The organism is Photorhabdus australis DSM 17609 (genome assembly GCF_000711895.1).
Taxonomy (GTDB): Bacteria; Pseudomonadota; Gammaproteobacteria; order Enterobacterales; family Enterobacteriaceae; genus Photorhabdus; species Photorhabdus australis.
The window spans coordinates 77,573-94,454 of record NZ_JONO01000005.1; the positions used below are offsets into that span (position 1 = coordinate 77,573).

Here is a 16,882-nt window from a genome sequence, read left to right on the forward strand (position 1 = left end):
GCCAAGAGAATTGATTTAACGCTATGAAGCAAAGTTTGCAGCTCAAGCTTAGTCAGCAACTGACTATGACACCACAACTTCAACAAGCCATTCGTTTGTTGCAACTTTCTACGCTTGAACTTCAACAGGAAATACAACAAGCGTTAGAAATAAACCCTTTGCTTGAACAGGACGAAGAACACAGGGAAATCGACAGTCAGGAATCTCCTGACAACGAAACCGAAGTTATGGATTCGCTTGATGCCCTACAACAAAAGGATCTTCCAGACGAGCTACCGCTAGATACAAGCTGGGATGAGATTTACACTGCTGGAACGCCTTCTGGTACACGTAATGACTATAGTGATGATGAATTGCCACTTTACCAGGGCGAGACAACTCAAACCCTGCAAGACTATTTGATGTGGCAAGCAGGGCTAACCCCTTTCACGGAAACAGATGCCGCCATTGCCACATCAATTATTGACTCCATAGATGATACAGGTTATCTCACTGTGCCATTGGAAGATATCCTTGCCAGTATTGGTGACGATCAGCTCACTCTTGCAGAGATAGAGGCTGTACTAAAACGGGTACAGCATTTTGATCCTATCGGTGTCGCGGCCCGTGATCTAAAAGATTGTCTTCTGATCCAGCTCTCAATGTTTCCACCAGAAACACCTTATCTGGAAGAAGCCAAATTGATCGTCTGCGAACATCTGGAGTTACTGGGTCATCGGGATTTCCGTAATTTAATCCGCCTCAGTCGCCTAAAAGAAGATACACTGAAAGAAGTGATAAATTTGATTCAATCACTTGAACCAAGACCCGGTCTGGCGGTGAATACGGGTGAATCGGAGTATGTGATCCCTGATGTATTGGTTCGAAAAGAGAGTGGACACTGGCAAGTAGAACTGAATGCAGATAGCATTCCTCGTTTACGCATCAATCAGCATTATGCGGAACTCGGGCAACATGCACGCCATGAAAGCGACTGCCAGTTTATTCGCAATAACTTACAGGAAGCAAAATGGCTTATCAAAAGTCTGGAAAGCCGAAATGATACTTTGCTGAAAGTTACACATTGCATTGTAGAGCAGCAGCAGGAATTTTTTGAACATGGTGAAGAACATATGAAACCCATGGTTCTGGCAGACATTGCCTTCCAGGTTGATATGCATGAATCTACCATCTCCAGGGTAACTACCCAGAAATTCCTGCATAGCCCGCGTGGTATTTTTGAATTGAAGTATTTTTTCTCCAGCCATGTCAATACAGAAAGTGGAGGCGAAGCCTCTTCAACTGCAATACGGGCTTTGGTGAAAAAACTGGTAGCAGCGGAGAACCCCGCTAAACCATTAAGTGACAGCAAACTGACGAGCATGCTGACTGATCAAGGTATCGTCGTTGCCCGACGGACTGTCGCAAAATATCGAGAGTCGTTATCCATTCCGCCATCAAACCAACGTAAGCGTTTGGTTTGAAATGAACAGAGAAGGAAGACAATATGCAACTCAAAATAACTGGCCACAATATTGAAATTACTGATGCATTACGCGACGTTATCACTGCAAAATGCAGCAAACTGGATCAATATTTCGACAGGATCAACCTGACTCAGGTAATCCTCCGGGTGGAAAAAGTGCAACAAATCGCTGAGGCCACTGTACATATTAACGGAGGTGAGTTGCACGCATCCTCAGAACATGAAGATATGTATGCAGCAATTGATGGGCTGGTCGATAAACTAGCTCGTCAACTAACCAAACATAAAGACAAACTCAGACAACATTAATAATCCTTTTTAACGAAGGCTATAGTTTTTAACAAAGGCTATAGTAACAACAGCGGAGTTTTGCTGTAAAACAGTGCACAAATACCGGATGCCACAGATAACCTATGGCATCCGGTATCAATAGGCACCTAAGCGAAAATAGAAAAATGAATAACCAAGCAGATTTACTATTAAGCTCAGTTCTTTCCCTCGAATGCACGCGCAATAACATACATTGTTCGAGCAAAAAACGAGCTTTAGAGATTATCAGTGAGCTGGCATCTAAGCAGCTCAAATTACCAGAAAATATCGTATTCGAAGCAATATTGACTCGCGAAAAAGTAGGCACTACTGGAATTGGTAGTGGTATTGCTATCCCTCACGGTAAGCTGGAGGAAAATAGCTCAGATAAAGCTGTTGGAGTTTTCCTGAATCTGGAACAACCTATTGCTTTTGATGCTATTGATAATCAACCCGTTGATTTGCTGTTTGCTTTACTGGTTCCAAACGATCAATGCCAGACACACTTACATACATTGTCATTGATTGCCAAACGTCTTGCAGATAAAAATTTCTGCCGCCGTTTAAGATCGGCACAAAGTGATGAAGAACTTTACGCAATTATCACTGAATAGCTGTTGCAATGAATGGAAAGCAACAGATAGCAGTGGCTCATAACAACCACTGAGAAATTTAAGGGGAGTCGCCTCATGGTGCTGATGATAGTCAGTGGCCGTTCCGGTTCGGGTAAATCCGTCGCCTTGCGCGCGCTGGAAGATATGGGTTTTTATTGTGTAGATAACTTACCGGTAGTTTTACTGCCGGAATTAGCAAATACGCTGGCTGATCGCGATATTTCTGCCGCTGTCAGTATTGACGTCAGAAACATGCCAGAGTCACCAGAAATTTTTGAAGAAGCTCTGACCAAACTACCAACCAGCTTCTCACCACAATTATTGTTTCTTGACGCTGACCGTAATACATTAATCCGCCGTTACAGCGATACTCGCCGTCTGCATCCGTTATCAAGCAAAAATCTTTCTCTGGAAAGTGCGATTGATCAGGAAAGTGATCTACTGGAACCACTCCGTTCAAGAGCCGATCTCATTATCGATACTTCAGAAATGTCAGTCCATGAACTGGCTGAGATGTTAAGGACTCGCCTGCTAGGTAAACGAGAACGCGAGTTAACAATGGTTTTTGAATCTTTCGGTTTTAAACATGGTATCCCAATTGATGCCGATTATGTTTTTGATGTACGTTTCCTGCCAAATCCACACTGGGATCCAAAACTACGACCAATGACAGGTCTTGATCGTCCCGTGGCTGCTTTCCTTGACCGTCATACGGAAGTGCACAATTTCATCTATCAAACCCGCAGCTATCTTGAACTATGGCTCCCCATGCTTGAAACGAATAACCGCAGCTATCTAACTGTCGCTATTGGTTGTACTGGTGGTAAACATCGTTCCGTTTATGTAGCAGAACAGTTGGCTGATTATTTCCGTTCGCGTGGCAAAAACGTACAGTCGCGCCACCGTACTCTTGAAAAGCGAAAATAATGACTGTCAAGCAGAAGCTTGAAATCAAAAATCGGCTGGGCATGCACGCCCGACCTGCAATGAAGCTGTACGACCTGGTACAGCTTTTTGAATCTCACGTTATCTTACGCAATGATAGCCATGTTGAAGCTGAAGCCAGCAGTGTAATTGCCATGCTGATGCTGGATTCAGAAAAAGGTAGTTATATTGAAGTTGAAGCCAGCGGTCCAGATGAAGAACAGGCTCTTGCAGCTATCATTGATCTATTCGATTCGGGATTTGACGAAGAATAACGCCACTGATTCACTGCCCGCTTATCACGCTTTTCACTGTTTTTCATTAGCAACACAAAACAGTTCGTGATCATGATCTCTTTCTTTTCGAGTAAGAACAGCCTACTATCAGGTTAATTATTTTAAATAACACCCCCCTCCTTACGGTGCGGGGTGTTATTTTGTGTTGGAATCAATTTGGAGTGTGGTATGACTAAACCAGCAATTATTATCAACGAATTAGACGCAGAACGTTTAGACTCCCTGTTGGAACAACCGGCGTTTGCAGATACTAGTATCGCTGACGCTTTGAATGAGGAGCTGGATCGTGCAGAGATTGTACCGCCAGCAGAAATTCCATCAGACGTCGTGACTATGAACAGCCGGGTTCGTTTCCTTGATCTAACAAGCAGCGAAGAACGGGTAAGAACTTTGGTTTATCCAGCGTCACTGCAAGACAGTTCTGACCAGCTTTCTGTCATGGCTCCTCTGGGTGCTGCATTATTGGGGCTTCGTATTGGCGATGAAATCAGTTGGAAATTGCCAAATGGCGAAGAAACTCGAGTCAAAGTATTAGAATTACTTTACCAACCAGAAGCTGCCGGTGAGCTACACCGTTAATTCAGTCTGCCCATTTAAATCATGGCTGATCACAATGATTGAATCTGAGTATCTCTTATTAACCAGCGATACTCATTTCTGGCAGCAGAGCAGAATTCTGCTTTGTATAAAAATCAATCGCTACACAGATATTGATAATTTCGCATATCCAATATAATTTTATTGATAGGTTTTGATATCTTTTTTGTATTTTTATTGAGCACATAAAGAGTTATTTTCACCCAAAATAACCATATTAAAAGTATGAGATCTGGCCCTATTGTGGAGATAGAGTGCAAAAGAAGGTATAATAATGCACACTTTATTTTTCATAAAACGAAATAACATGAAATTAATTGATCGTAGATATTATAAATATATTTTAGCTATAGTTATTGGATTAGGTTTAACTTATCTATTGAACCCTTTCATCTTTCAAAAAGATTCCAGCATACCTCACTTATCAACTTTTTCACTGTTATTATCGATTTTCCTTTTAATTAAGGAGAAAAACAAGATCCTAAACAGTATTGGAGGTATACTCCTTTTCTTTCTTCTCATCCAAATAAATTATTCTCTTGTTTTTGGCGAAAGAATATCAGTATCAGTTCTTGATTCATTTGTTGAGACGAATAAAAAAGAATCATTATCTATGGTCAGTCATTTATTTCTCATAATGTTATTGCCAGCAATAATGGTAACAATAGCTTTATTTTACTTAATAACTAAAAAGACAAGAAACATTCATTATCACGTATCATTTAAAGCATTACCTGTATTTATTTTTTCTACTACATTTTTCCTTAGTGCTTCTGCTATAGATAAGCAATTATTATCAGACATTAGAGAGGATGATAAAACAGTTGGGCGATTTATAAGAGACAGATATCCTGCTGTAATTGGAGACTTTGCTTATTTGTATATTTCCAGCAATTCAAATGATAAGTATGCAGATATAAGTGAAATAAATAAATTCAACGATTCAATAATAGGCAAGAAAAATAATGATATTGACACTATTATTTTTATAATTGGTGAATCATCATTATCAACTCATTATAGTGCATATGGATATAAGTTAAATACGACACCAAACATGAATAATATATTTTCTTCTAGCGGAGGATGTATAATTAATAACGCACATTCTAGCGCACCAATAACAAGAAACTCAATCTCTATGTCTCTTGCATTTCATACACCCGAAAGCGAAGAAAACTTATTTAAAAACAAATCAATAATAGAAATGGCTAAATCAAACGGCTATAAGACTTATTGGTTGGGTTCGCAAGAGCTGGATGGGCTTCACTCATCCAAATACGGATTTATCGCAAAAAAATCCGATATAATAAAATTAACAAACTATAAAGATGACAACCTAAGCGCTCTATTACATAACGTTCTTTCAGATAAAGAAGAAAAAAGATTCATCGTAATTCATTTACATGGTAGCCATATGCCTTATAAGAATTACGATAACGATGATAAGTTAGCACTACCTAATGCTGATAAGTATGACTTAACTATCCACTACACAGATAGAGTCATCAAGAATATATATGATGTCATTAACAAAAAAAACATCAATTATTCACTGATATATACTTCCGATCATGGGGAAATAATTAATAAAGGACATGGTTATCAAAAAGGTAGAGAGCAATATCTCGTGCCTTTCATGTACAAATCAAATAATCACCAATATAACTGTCAATTTATAGAGTCATTCAGAAATAAAGATGGCTATTTAAGTGGGTTAATGAATAAATATATATTATCAGAACTCACAGGATACAATATTGAACCATCAATCCTTAACAAGGAAAAAAACAATGACAGGGTGTTAACAGCAGATGAATCTATTTTACCGTTTTCACAGATAGAATGAGATAAGATTACGACCACTTATTTAGTGTGGTCGTAAACTATATTTTTACCCTGTAAATAATTCTGTGTATTTGCCTTTCATTAAATGTGGCCGTCCAGGCGGTCACCGAACTCAATAATAAAACGACTCATCGCTTGTTTCCAGTTTTGGAGCGGCATGTGGATATTTGTCATCCCCCGCACTCAGATTGACATCCCCACTCAACACCTTACCATTCACTTTCCGACTATTCGGCACTGCACTCTATCGCCAGATTCACCGTTTCCACTAAACCGAGGTTTTTCACAAACGCATTTTTATCTGGGATGTCGATGCCATTTTGGCTTTTGGCGAGTTTACTGTTTGCGTTGTCATTCACCCCAGAAACAAGCTTCTAAGTTGCAGCAAGTGTATTACTATTACCAGCCACTTCTGTAAGCTGAACAACACCTTTTTGTGTTAATGAAATAGAAGTGGCCTGCGAAAAAGGAGTAAAAGGAGAAACCTATTATGATTCACGCGGGTATGTGAGTTCATTACCGTTGGATGCTAAAGCGGCGGCAAAAACAATTAGGTGGAACTAAGGGATCGAATACCTGTTTAGGTATAAGACAATCCCTGCCAGATATATTCTGACCCGCTCAATACTCCAGAATAAATCAACCAGAAGCCTACGGATAAAAGACTTGGGCATCATGCCATCAGCAGATTATGGAATTAAATATTAAACAATAACGTTGATATAAATATACATATAACATATGCTTCATATATGGACTATATTTATAGGTATTGTGAAGATCTCTGATGAACTACACGAAGAAATCAGAAAAGCGAGTAGTGTGATGTTTCGTTCAATCAACTCCCAAGCTGAGTTCTGGATAAAAATGGGAATGCTTACAGAATTAAATCCTAATTTGATGTTCAGTGAAATAATTCAACAACAATTCAAAAAAGAAAATACATTATTATCAGGAGTATATAGTGAATAATATTTATATAAAAACCCCCGCCGAAATAGAGTTAATGAAACAATCAGGCAAATTACTTGCACAAGTTTTCGGAATGCTTGATCAATTTATTAAACCTGGGATTACCACGATGGATATTAACGATAAAGCAGAGAACTTTATCGTTAATATTTTATGTGCTCGTCCTGCAAGCAAAGGTCAATATGGCTATCAATATGTATTAAACACTTCAATAAATGAAGTCGTTTGTCATGGAATTCCGAATAGAAATTATAAAATTAAAAATAGCGATATTATTAACGTAGACATCACATTGGAAAAAAACGGTTTTATTGCCGACTCAAGTAAAATGTATCTGTTCTCCGCAACGCCATTGTCAGCCAAAAATTTAGTAAAAACAACTTATGCCGCTATGTGGGAAGGTATCAAAGTAGTGAGACCAGGCGTACATTTAGGTGATGTAGGCTATGCGATTCAGAATCACGCTGAACGGGCAGGTTATAGTGTTGTACGCGAATATTGTGGTCACGGCATTGGACGAGAAATGCATGAAAGCCCACAAATTTTACATTATGGCCACTGTGATACCGGTTTAATGCTAAAAGAAGGTATGACTTTTACTATTGAGCCTATGATTAACCAAGGTTCCGCAAAAATTAAAACGAAAAAAGATGGCTGGACAGTCGTGACTCGAGACAAAAAACTATCTGCTCAATGGGAACATACCATTTTGGTTACAAACGACGGATATGAAGTGCTCACGATTAGAGATGAAGAGTTAGTCGTTTAACACGACTAACTACATTCAGCTCGTAATTTAACTTGTGGGTGAGCCTTTATTGGCCAGCGATACTCATTTCCGGCAGTAACACTGAACCACACTGGATATTACTACGGGTTTCAATATCATCTCCAATAGTGACCATATTAGCCCACATATCTTTCAAATTACCGGCAATAGTAATCTCACTGACAGGATACTGAATCTCACCATTTTCTACCCAAAAACCAGCGGCCCCACGGGAATAATCGCCGGTTACTGCACTGACGCCCTGCCCCATCAATTCAGTGACCACTAATCCTGTTCCCATCTGACGCAGCAAACCTGCAAAATCCTGACCTTGCCCTGCAATGCACCAGTTATGAATTCCACCTGCATGACCGGTACTTGCCATTCCTAGCTTGCGAGCAGAATAACTTGTCAGAAGCCAAGTTTGTAATACTCCATCCTTGATAATATCTCGATTACTGGTAGAAACACCTTCACTATCAAATGGAGAAGATGCTAAACCTGCCAGTAAATGTGGCCGCTCTTCAATTGTCAGCCATGATGGCAGAATTTGTTTGCCCAGATGATCAAGCAAGAAAGAGGATTTCCGGTAAATACTGCTACCACTGATAGCGCCAACCAGATGACCGAAAAGGCCCGTTGCAACCTCCGCAGCAAATAACACAGGCGCTTTCATGGTCGGTAATTTACGTGGCGACAAACGAGATAACACACGACGCGCGCACTCCTGTCCAACCCATTCTGGCGATTTTAAATCCTCAAAACGACGGCTGATGGTATATGCGTAATCCCGTTCCATATCACCATTAACTTCAGCAACCACACAACTCGACATCGAATGACGGCTGGAGCAATAACTTTGCAGCATACCGTGGCTATTGCCAAACACCCGAATGCCATAATGGCTGTTAAAACTTCCCCCTTCAGTATTAGTAATACGCTTATCTGCCTGTAATGCAATTTGTTCTGCACAAGCAGCCAGTTCAATCGCTTTATCTGCATCCAATTCTGTTGGGTGGAGTAAATCAAGATCTGGCGCATCAAACGCCAGGAGCGCTTTATCTGCCGGACCAGCACATGGGTCTTGAGAAGTATAACGTGCAATATCAATCGCAGCCTGAACAGTACGGGCAATGGCATCTGGGCTTAAATCTGTTGACGATGCACTACCTTTACGTTGCTGATGATATACGGTGATCCCTAATGCCCCATCACTGTTGAATTCTACATTTTCTATTTCACCAAAGCGGGTACTAACACCAATACCCGTTGTTTTATTAACAGCCACTTCCGCAGCATCACAACCCGCTTTTGCCAGCTCTAATGCTTGTGAAACTGCACTTTCCAGTTGTTTGCGTTGTTCTGCAATTTGATCAATGATTTTCATTAATTACCCGTAATTTGATGAATAAAGGGAAAATCTGTCGAGAAAACAGAACCATTTTATCCACAAGATAATGCCGAGTGGTAATCAGGGGTTTTTCCCAGTTACAATACCCAATATTAGGATGTTAACACCCACCGGGCTACAGGTCATTCTCCAAAATCAACCTGCCTGATCCGGCCTTTTTAAAAGGAAAACCACCATGGCAAAGCAGCCTGAAGATTGGCTCAATGATTATCCTGCTGAAGAGGAAGAAGAAGAGATAATTTGGGTCAGTAAAAGCGAAATTAAACGTGATGCAGAAGCATTAAAAAAGCTGGGAGCAGAATTAGTTGATCTCAGCAAAAACGCTCTTGAACGTATCCCGTTAGATGAGGATCTGCTGGCGGCCATTGAACTTGCACAGAAGATAAAAAGAGAGGGGCGCCGTCGCCAGTTACAGTTAATCGGTAAAATGCTACGTGCCCGAGATGTCGAGCCAATTACCACTGCTCTTGATAAACTGAAAAATCGCCACAATCAGCATACCGCTCTGTTCCATAAATTAGAAGAGCTGCGGGATAAACTGGTTAATGGCAATGATGAAGTTATTGATGAGGTTGTGGAACTCTTTCCACAAACTGATCGCCAACAGATGCGTACACTGATCCGAAATGCCAGGAAAGAAAAGGTGGCTAATAAGCCACCTAAATCTTATCGTCAGATTTTCCAGTATCTTAAAGATATGGCCGAATCGACCTAACGATCATTCTGTGAGGGGACAATATTAAAACTAAGTTCCCCTTCCAGCTCTTCCTCCGCTTCTTCAAACAAGAGTACTAATGAGTCAAAATGGCGTCTTTTCTGCTGCGTAAAATGGATGAAATTGACCTCCACAGGTAAACCAATTCCTCCTGTCACAACATCCCACAGAGCATCCAGATTGTTACCAAACTCGTCTCCTAACTCAAATTGCTCAGAAAACTGCTGATAGAACACATTCAGATCAGGGATACGGTCAAAATCAAATTCCACTTTATGCATAGCATTACTCCACCAGGGTAAAACTTTTATAATGATCTAACGTCAGATAAATCAGACCGTCAGATGAATAAAGCAGTCTGTCACTCCCTCTGTGCCCACAACGATAGTTAACATCTGCCTCAAACCACTGACGTTTCGGTTTCATTGGTAACTTTTTCTCACGATTAGCAAATTTATCACCACCAATTGCCCTACCCGGCAAAACCTGACATAAATTTCCCTGTTTTGCATTCCAGCCAAGGTCGCGGGCCTGTCTTTTGGTAATATATAGATCAGGCAGTTTATTATTCTGCCGTAAGTAAGCCACCACTTCATTTTGTTCAGTAAGCCTATCAATCCGTTGTATTGCCGAAGTACTGTTATCTGTTTCCGTAGTCTGTGCCAGTGTTGTCTCAACACCTTGCTTGCCGGCACCTTTAGCAAAAGCGCCACAAGCCACAACCAGAACAGTCAGTGACACGCCTGCTAACCAAGTCTTCTTCATGACTATCCTTACAATGATCTATGTCGGATAAACAGCAAAAATCAGGCTGTTCCTCCAACGGTCAAGTTGTCCAGTTTCAAAGTAGGCTGACCAACACCAACTGGTACGCTCTGGCCTTCTTTGCCACAAACCCCAACACCTTTATCCAGATCAAGATCGTTTCCTACCATGGAGATCTGCTGCATAGCCTCAATACCAGAACCGATAAGAGTTGCACCTTTCACTGGTTTGGTGATCTTGCCGTTCTCAATCAGATAAGCTTCAGATGTCGAGAATACGAATTTACCGGAGGTGATATCCACTTGACCACCACCAAAATTTGGTGCATACAAACCATTTTCTACACTACCTATAATCTCTTCCGGTGTAGAATTGCCCGCCAATAAATAAGTGTTCGTCATACGGGGCATTGGAAGATGGGCATAAGATTCACGGCGACCATTACCAGTCGGCGCTACCCCCATCAGACGGGCATTCATTTTGTCCTGCATGTAACCTTTGAGAATGCCATTTTCAATCAACACATTGTATTGACCGGGAACACCTTCATCATCAATTGCCAATGATCCGCGACGACCTTTTATTGTGCCATCATCGACCACAGTACAAAGTTCAGAGGCAACTTTCTTCCCAATCTGACCAGAAAATACGGAAGTACCCCGGCGGTTAAAATCCCCTTCCAGCCCGTGACCAACCGCTTCATGCAGCAACACTCCCGGCCAGCCAGCCCCTAAAACGACAGGCATAGTACCCGCAGGAGCAGCGACAGCCGAAAGGTTCACCAACGCCATCCGAACAGCTTCTCGCGCGAACTGCTCTGCACGATCCTGTCCCCCCATCATTTCCAGAAAATATTCATAACCGTAACGGCCACCACCACCGCTAGTACCGTGTTCACGTTTACCATTATCTTCCACCAATACAGAAACAGATAAACGCACCATAGGACGAATATCAGCAGCCAGAGTACCATCAGTTGCCGCGACTAATACCCGTTCGTAGATCCCTGTCAGGCTGGCATTCACTTCTTGCACTCTCGGATCTTCAGCACGAGCAACCTGATCTACACGCTGCAATAACGCAATCTTTTCTTCACGAGAAAAACTTTGCAACGGATCAATTGCTGCATAAAGCTGAGAATAAGCGACCTCACCAAGAGCATGAACTTTACCATTCCCTTTTTCATGGACAATACTACGGGCAGCCTGGACACTTTGTTGCAATGCATTGAGTGTGATCTGATCTGCATAAGCAAAACCCGTTTTTTCACCACTGATTGCCCGAACACCAACCCCCTGATCAATATTATAGGAACCATCCTTAATAATACGGTCTTCCAGTACCCAAGATTCATGGTAACTAGACTGAAAATAGAGATCGGCATAATCCAGCCGGCGTTCAGCCAATTGACCCAATATTGAAAATAGATCTTGATGGCTTAATTTATTTGCAGTCAGTAAATGTTCACTGACAGAAGTTAAACTCATAATTGTTACTCTTTAATTTGTGGTATTCTTTTTAATCAGGGAAGTCAACCGTGGCCGGAAGCGGTTATGTTTCGCCACTTTCATCTGTTCACGTATAATCTTCAAGCTGTCAGCCCTGATATTCAGCTGTAGTGCACTGACTGCATCTGGGTTTTTCTTAATCACCTTTCCCCAGCCGTCTACTGCCATTGAATGGCCCCATGTCTGACGAGTCCCATGTACACCAACCTGAGCTGGTGCTAACAGAATACACTGGTTTTCAATAGCACGGGCCCGTAACAATGGCTCCCAATGTGCTTTTCCTGTTAAACGGGTAAACGCCGCAGGGACAGATATCAATTCAGCGCCTTGTTCACGAAGAGCCTGAAACAACCCAGGGAAACGTAGATCATAACATATGGTCATCCCAAGACGACCGACAGGCGTATCCACAACAGTAATATGCTCCCCGCGCTGGAAACTAGCCGACTCGTTATATGCTCCATGTTCATCATTAATATTGACATCAAACATATGGATTTTGTCGTAACGTGCGCGGATTTCACCCTGATCATCAAATAACAAGCTGCTACTAGTAATCTGTTCAGGATTTTCACGGCTGATAAGCGGCATGGAACCGATTAATAACCAGACACCATAACGGCGCGCAATATCACTGACAGCTTGCTGCAAAGGTCCTTTCCCCTGCTGTTCTGCATGTTTACGATAGCTGGCAGCATCAGCAAACAACAACGCATTTTCCGGAGTCATGACAAGCTTGATGGTATCCGGCAACGGCTTAATTTGTTGTTCAATTTGCGCCAAATTATGTTTGATATTCTCACCGCTACATAACTGTAAGAGTGCAACATTGACGTTTCTCATGTTCCTCTATTCTCCTTAAGCTGACGCAGAACTTCATCAATTTTCGGCTGATCAAGATTACCGGTAATCCGATAACGAATAACCGATATCTTATCCCATAAAGGCCCCAAAACCTTAGTTGCCGCAAATAGGGCGGCACCTGCTACTGGATTAATAACAAAAGCTGTCGCTACGCCGACAGTAGCTGAAATTTCTGGTGTGACAATCGCTTCTATATTGATCTGTTGTCGAACAAAATCAATCTCCCCCTGCGTTGTCACATCAGCAATCAACCCATCAATCCGTAAATTTTTGGTATTGAGTATCCCGCTTTTTATTGAAGCATCACCATGGATTGAATCAAATTCAAAATCCTGGCTAAAAGTATCACTAAAATCGAGTTGCAATTTACGCAACAGAGCATCAAAACTAACTAGCCTGAGTAGCTGGCCAGCTCGCCCCCCTCCCAGCTTTTCAATCGCACCTTTACCTAAATCACTTTTAAGATTGCCATTCAGAGTATGTAAATCAGGCTTCCAGGGTACATCTTGCCAGTTAAAATCAAAACGGAAGGTAAACGGTGAATTAACAATTGGCACCACCACGCCAAGGTAAGACGCCATCTCATCAAACTTTCCACCAGAAAATTGTCCCATAAGATCAGTACTATTCCCTGCAGCACTTTCTTGCCAACGACCGGTCAAATTGAGTTTGCTAACGCTATTTTCCACCTTACCATCTTTTAATACCAAAGCATTGCCTTCTGGTATCAGGCCCCCTGACACTTTCCCCAGTTTCAACCCCATAATCCAGCACTCAGAGCAGAGAATATCTAATGACGGCCATTGGTTCAGCAAATAACGCGGAGTTGTACTTGCCTGAGATTGCTTAAGTAAATTTGATTCAGGTTGCTTAAAGTTATGTTGCTGAGGATTATAGTAAAGATAGTTCAGATTCACCTGCCACGGGCCATTATTATGAATATTAAGCTTGCCACTGATTTCCTGACCATTAGCACTGATCTGCGTTCCCCAGGGCTGTTTTTCCACATCCAACGATAATTGATTCCAGCGCTGTCCTCCCACATCCAATGATGGAAACGACATCCGCAGATACTGTGGTAACATTGATATTCCTGAAAATGAAGAACCAGAAATCAGAGAAGTCATCAACCCCAACCATTCTTCACCGTTAATTGGCGGAAGATACAACTCCAATAATGACTTCTCTGGTAAGTCAGGAACTTTGCCGCCATTACTTTGTAAAATGCCTCGTGACAGTTGGCTATTTTTTTCTGTCAAACTCCATTGAGTATTAAACACGTACTGTTTACCTAAAGTACCTTTAACTTGCAGTCGATCCATATCACCATCAGCCAGAATATGCAGGGCTTTCAGTTTTCGTATTTCATCTGCTTCCACAGCGGGTAATTGGCAGTTCACTTGCGACAAATCAGCGTCGATTTTTACATCATATTGAACCTTACCTTGATGCGGTAAGCTAATGCCAACTTTACCTTTCCAGTCAATGGAACCAAACAGTCCCTTGGCAATCGCTGGTGGCACCTTAGGTAATTTTTCGGAGTCCCAATGAGCATTCAAGCCAACATCCACCCGATAGTTTTTCAGTAAATTTTTGGTAGAGAAATCAATAGTTACTGGCTGCCCAAACCACTGAGCGGATAATTTGTCACTTTGTAAGTTGTCATTATTGAAGCGAAACCGACCATTGACATTTTTCATTTCGCTATCTAACGGTTTAATCAACAAATGATTATTCTTTAAAGTGACCTCACCGCTGGCATCTACGTTGCCGCCATCAAGCGGAATATCCAAATGTAAATCACCCATCACTTGACCACCAACCTGCAACGTATCAAGCGTTTTACCAACAGAATCTGCTAACGGGCTGCGGGTAAAATATTCATAGATATCTTTGCCATCTCCCAGAAGATCAGCGTCTATTAACAATTTCTTTTTATGGTAATCAGGAATTACCGCTGAAACGTTACTCGCTTTCACTTTGCCAAGTGCCGTTTGAGGAGCAAGCATCCATAAACCGTTATTATGGAAATTAAGGTCAATATCAAGATCCTGCAATGCCGGCCAGTTTGGTTGATACTGGAAAGTAGCATGACGCAGCGGAACAAAAATTTGAAACTGGCCATCATTCTCTGTAAATGGAAAATCTTTTGGGTCGCCTTGAAAAACGAAAGTCGCGTTTTCTATCCGTCCCTTAATGATTGATGCCGTCAGATAGTCAGTCAAAGATGTTCCCATCAAAGGCCCAGGAAAATATCGCCAGGCATCACCAGCATCATAAACCCGTATTCCCGCCAAAATACTTAATGCCGGAGGCTGTTCTTTCGGCTGTTGATAACGAAAATCACCACTGAGCCACAGCGATTTTGCCTGCACATCCAACCCCTGACTCCAAAGTTGTAAGCCTCGTTTATCCTGCTGCCAAAACACTTCACCGTGACTTTGGGATATCTCAAACGGAGCCTGGAACATATCTCGATAATCAACGACACTATCTTTCAACGCAAAACTCAGTTCCCCCTGCTGCAAACTCCCATTAAGAGAACCAGAGAAATTATCAATGGAAGGCAATTCCTGCCAACGCTGCCAACTGACATTTTGCCATTGAATACTGATGTGCGAACTCTCTGCAATTTCCGGTGTAATATCGAGAGCAAAATGATTTACCAATCCCTGTGGCTGGCGATGCTCCCAATCTCTAACAAGATCAGGAGTCAAAAAAGAAAAAGTGGGTAAAATGCTGCTCAACCGTTCAAGTTGAATGTTTTCTGCCCGGATACGCCAGTGATCTTTGTTATCATAGTTCTTAGCTTCTGATAGATAGAGTACTGATGCCTTTCCAGACGGCCATTGCTGACCGTCAGTAACCAGGCTTGCTAACTCAGGCACATCAAACAACCAGCCATTGCCCTGACGGCGCATCCGCAACACCAAATCACTGACAGAAAGATTGTGGAGTTTGTCAGCAACTTTCCAGTTAGCTTCTCCCTGACGTAATTGCAGTTGGCCGCCATCAATTCGCCCATCTTTAAGCATAATCCAACTAGACAAGCTAAATTTAGCATCTTTCAGCCCAGTATTATTCTGCAACCAATGGCTCAGCCATGGATGAATATCAACATTATCTGCCTGTAAATAAATAGTACCGTTATCCAATACGCCATTAGTGTCATGCAAATCAAATTTAACCTGTACATTACCATGCTGATTATTAATAGAAGAAAGGCTTATTTCCCCCTGTGCACGATGACGGTTATTTTTATTTAGCCAGGTTAATCGCGGTAACAATAGATCAGCCTGCTCGCCGGAGGGTGTCAAAAAAGTCAGGCGGCTATCTTGCAGGTTAAAATGGTCGAACTGTTCAAGAAATAGATCAGAAAATGTATCTGATTGGTAAAGCATATTACCACTTTGATCATTAAACAGCGGTTGATGGTAATTTACCTGCAACTGATAAAAAGTAAGATCGCGGAAATTCCACCGCATTCTTAACAAAGATAACCAGATATCTAATGCAACCGTGATTTTTTTAGCTTGCACATCTGCGCTTGCAGTTTTCACACTAATATCACGTAGTTCAAGAACGGGACCGAAAGATTCCCATTCTCCTGCAATATATCCAACATCAACAGGTACACCAATAATTGACTCAACCTTAGCGAGCAATTGCGGACGATAGCTATTAATATGTGGCAATAGAAAACGTAATCCACTGACAAGCAAAGCCACAATGATAATGACTATTGCGGCTGTCGCTAATAATACTCCCGGCAGTCGCCTCACACGCATCTCCTTGGTTTTCAGTGCTGTTATGTCAGCAAACCAA

16 protein-coding genes and 1 pseudogene are annotated in these 16,882 nt (G+C 41.7%); 10 read left to right on the forward strand and 7 right to left on the reverse strand.

Annotated features, from left to right (window positions below):
- Positions 1 to 23: 23 nt before the first annotated feature.
- From rpoN to BO26_RS02195, 7 genes are all read left to right on the forward strand, one after another.
- The gene (gene rpoN / locus BO26_RS02165; protein WP_036768413.1) at positions 24 to 1,463 is read left to right on the forward strand and encodes an RNA polymerase factor sigma-54; all 1,440 of its coding nucleotides are present in this window, start codon (positions 24 to 26) and stop codon (positions 1,461 to 1,463) included.
- Between the two features lie 23 nt (positions 1,464 to 1,486).
- Positions 1,487 to 1,774 (forward strand): ribosome hibernation promoting factor, encoded by a 288-nt coding sequence (gene hpf, locus BO26_RS02170; protein WP_036768414.1) that lies wholly within the window; start codon positions 1,487 to 1,489, stop codon positions 1,772 to 1,774.
- Positions 1,775 to 1,920: 146 nt separating this feature from the next.
- Complete coding sequence (gene ptsN / locus BO26_RS02175) at positions 1,921 to 2,388, forward strand: PTS IIA-like nitrogen regulatory protein PtsN (RefSeq protein ID WP_036768415.1); 468 nt, start codon at positions 1,921 to 1,923, stop codon at positions 2,386 to 2,388.
- 75 nt (positions 2,389 to 2,463) lie between these two features.
- Positions 2,464 to 3,315 (forward strand): RNase adapter RapZ, encoded by an 852-nt coding sequence (gene rapZ, locus BO26_RS02180; RefSeq protein WP_036768416.1) that lies wholly within the window; start codon positions 2,464 to 2,466, stop codon positions 3,313 to 3,315.
- On the forward strand, positions 3,315 to 3,587 hold the full coding sequence (npr, locus tag BO26_RS02185; protein ID WP_036768417.1) for a PTS phosphocarrier protein NPr: 273 nt from the start codon (positions 3,315 to 3,317) through the stop codon (positions 3,585 to 3,587). The genes rapZ and npr overlap by 1 nt, the downstream gene beginning before the upstream one ends.
- A 189-nt stretch (positions 3,588 to 3,776) precedes the next feature.
- The gene (gene rnk / locus BO26_RS02190; protein WP_021323558.1) at positions 3,777 to 4,187 is read left to right on the forward strand and encodes a nucleoside diphosphate kinase regulator; all 411 of its coding nucleotides are present in this window, start codon (positions 3,777 to 3,779) and stop codon (positions 4,185 to 4,187) included.
- A gap of 325 nt (positions 4,188 to 4,512) precedes the next feature.
- A complete protein-coding gene (locus tag BO26_RS02195) occupies positions 4,513 to 6,054 on the forward strand; it encodes a phosphoethanolamine transferase (protein ID WP_036768503.1) in 1,542 nt (513 codons plus the stop codon).
- Positions 6,055 to 6,430: 376 nt separating this feature from the next.
- Here the strand turns inward: BO26_RS02195 and BO26_RS23880 are convergent.
- A pseudogene (locus tag BO26_RS23880) lies at positions 6,431 to 6,499 on the reverse strand (tail fiber protein); the annotation flags it as partial.
- Between the two features lie 319 nt (positions 6,500 to 6,818).
- On the opposite strand from BO26_RS23880, the gene BO26_RS02200 reads away from it, so the two are divergent.
- Positions 6,819 to 7,025, forward strand: coding sequence for a ParD-like family protein (locus BO26_RS02200; protein ID WP_036768504.1), 207 nt, complete (start codon positions 6,819 to 6,821; stop codon positions 7,023 to 7,025).
- A complete protein-coding gene (gene map / locus BO26_RS02205; protein WP_036768418.1) occupies positions 7,018 to 7,794 on the forward strand; it encodes a type I methionyl aminopeptidase in 777 nt (258 codons plus the stop codon). Before BO26_RS02200 ends, map begins: the two co-directional genes overlap by 8 nt.
- Before the next feature lie 46 nt (positions 7,795 to 7,840).
- On the opposite strand, the gene pmbA is transcribed toward map, so the two are convergent.
- Positions 7,841 to 9,181 (reverse strand): metalloprotease PmbA, encoded by a 1,341-nt coding sequence (gene pmbA / locus BO26_RS02210; protein ID WP_036768419.1) that lies wholly within the window; start codon positions 9,179 to 9,181, stop codon positions 7,841 to 7,843.
- Positions 9,182 to 9,380: 199 nt separating this feature from the next.
- Here pmbA and yjgA point away from each other — a divergent pair, with 199 nt between their 5' ends.
- Positions 9,381 to 9,920 (forward strand): ribosome biogenesis factor YjgA, encoded by a 540-nt coding sequence (gene yjgA, locus BO26_RS02215; protein ID WP_036768420.1) that lies wholly within the window; start codon positions 9,381 to 9,383, stop codon positions 9,918 to 9,920.
- Here the strand turns inward: yjgA and BO26_RS02220 are convergent.
- The 5 genes from BO26_RS02220 to yhdP are packed head-to-tail and all read right to left on the reverse strand — an operon-like array spanning position 9,917 to position 16,839.
- Positions 9,917 to 10,201 (reverse strand): barstar family protein, encoded by a 285-nt coding sequence (locus tag BO26_RS02220; RefSeq protein WP_036768421.1) that lies wholly within the window; start codon positions 10,199 to 10,201, stop codon positions 9,917 to 9,919. The genes yjgA and BO26_RS02220 overlap by 4 nt on opposite strands.
- A gap of 4 nt (positions 10,202 to 10,205) precedes the next feature.
- Positions 10,206 to 10,685, reverse strand: coding sequence for a ribonuclease domain-containing protein (locus BO26_RS02225; protein WP_036768422.1), 480 nt, complete (start codon positions 10,683 to 10,685; stop codon positions 10,206 to 10,208).
- A gap of 41 nt (positions 10,686 to 10,726) precedes the next feature.
- A complete protein-coding gene (gene tldD, locus BO26_RS02230; protein WP_036768423.1) occupies positions 10,727 to 12,172 on the reverse strand; it encodes a metalloprotease TldD in 1,446 nt (481 codons plus the stop codon).
- 12 nt (positions 12,173 to 12,184) lie between these two features.
- Positions 12,185 to 13,036 (reverse strand): deaminated glutathione amidase, encoded by an 852-nt coding sequence (gene nit1 / locus BO26_RS02235; RefSeq protein ID WP_036768424.1) that lies wholly within the window; start codon positions 13,034 to 13,036, stop codon positions 12,185 to 12,187.
- Positions 13,033 to 16,839, reverse strand: coding sequence for an AsmA2 domain-containing protein YhdP (gene yhdP, locus BO26_RS02240; RefSeq protein WP_036768425.1), 3,807 nt, complete (start codon positions 16,837 to 16,839; stop codon positions 13,033 to 13,035). Before yhdP ends, nit1 begins: the two co-directional genes overlap by 4 nt.
- Positions 16,840 to 16,882: the final 43 nt, after the last annotated feature.

Coding starts and splice junctions, on each gene's coding strand:
- BO26_RS02195 (WP_036768503.1), top strand. CDS start 4,513: ATGAAATTAATTGATCGTAGATATTATAAATATATTTTAGCTATAGTT.
- rnk (WP_021323558.1), top strand. CDS start 3,777: ATGACTAAACCAGCAATTATTATCAACGAATTAGACGCAGAACGTTTA.
- ptsN (WP_036768415.1), top strand. CDS start 1,921: ATGAATAACCAAGCAGATTTACTATTAAGCTCAGTTCTTTCCCTCGAA.
- tldD (WP_036768423.1), bottom strand. CDS start 12,172: ATGAGTTTAACTTCTGTCAGTGAACATTTACTGACTGCAAATAAATTA.
- pmbA (WP_036768419.1), bottom strand. CDS start 9,181: ATGAAAATCATTGATCAAATTGCAGAACAACGCAAACAACTGGAAAGT.
- yjgA (WP_036768420.1), top strand. CDS start 9,381: ATGGCAAAGCAGCCTGAAGATTGGCTCAATGATTATCCTGCTGAAGAG.
- npr (WP_036768417.1), top strand. CDS start 3,315: ATGACTGTCAAGCAGAAGCTTGAAATCAAAAATCGGCTGGGCATGCAC.
- rpoN (WP_036768413.1), top strand. CDS start 24: ATGAAGCAAAGTTTGCAGCTCAAGCTTAGTCAGCAACTGACTATGACA.
- nit1 (WP_036768424.1), bottom strand. CDS start 13,036: ATGAGAAACGTCAATGTTGCACTCTTACAGTTATGTAGCGGTGAGAAT.
- BO26_RS02220 (WP_036768421.1), bottom strand. CDS start 10,201: ATGCATAAAGTGGAATTTGATTTTGACCGTATCCCTGATCTGAATGTG.
- rapZ (WP_036768416.1), top strand. CDS start 2,464: ATGGTGCTGATGATAGTCAGTGGCCGTTCCGGTTCGGGTAAATCCGTC.
- BO26_RS02225 (WP_036768422.1), bottom strand. CDS start 10,685: ATGAAGAAGACTTGGTTAGCAGGCGTGTCACTGACTGTTCTGGTTGTG.
- hpf (WP_036768414.1), top strand. CDS start 1,487: ATGCAACTCAAAATAACTGGCCACAATATTGAAATTACTGATGCATTA.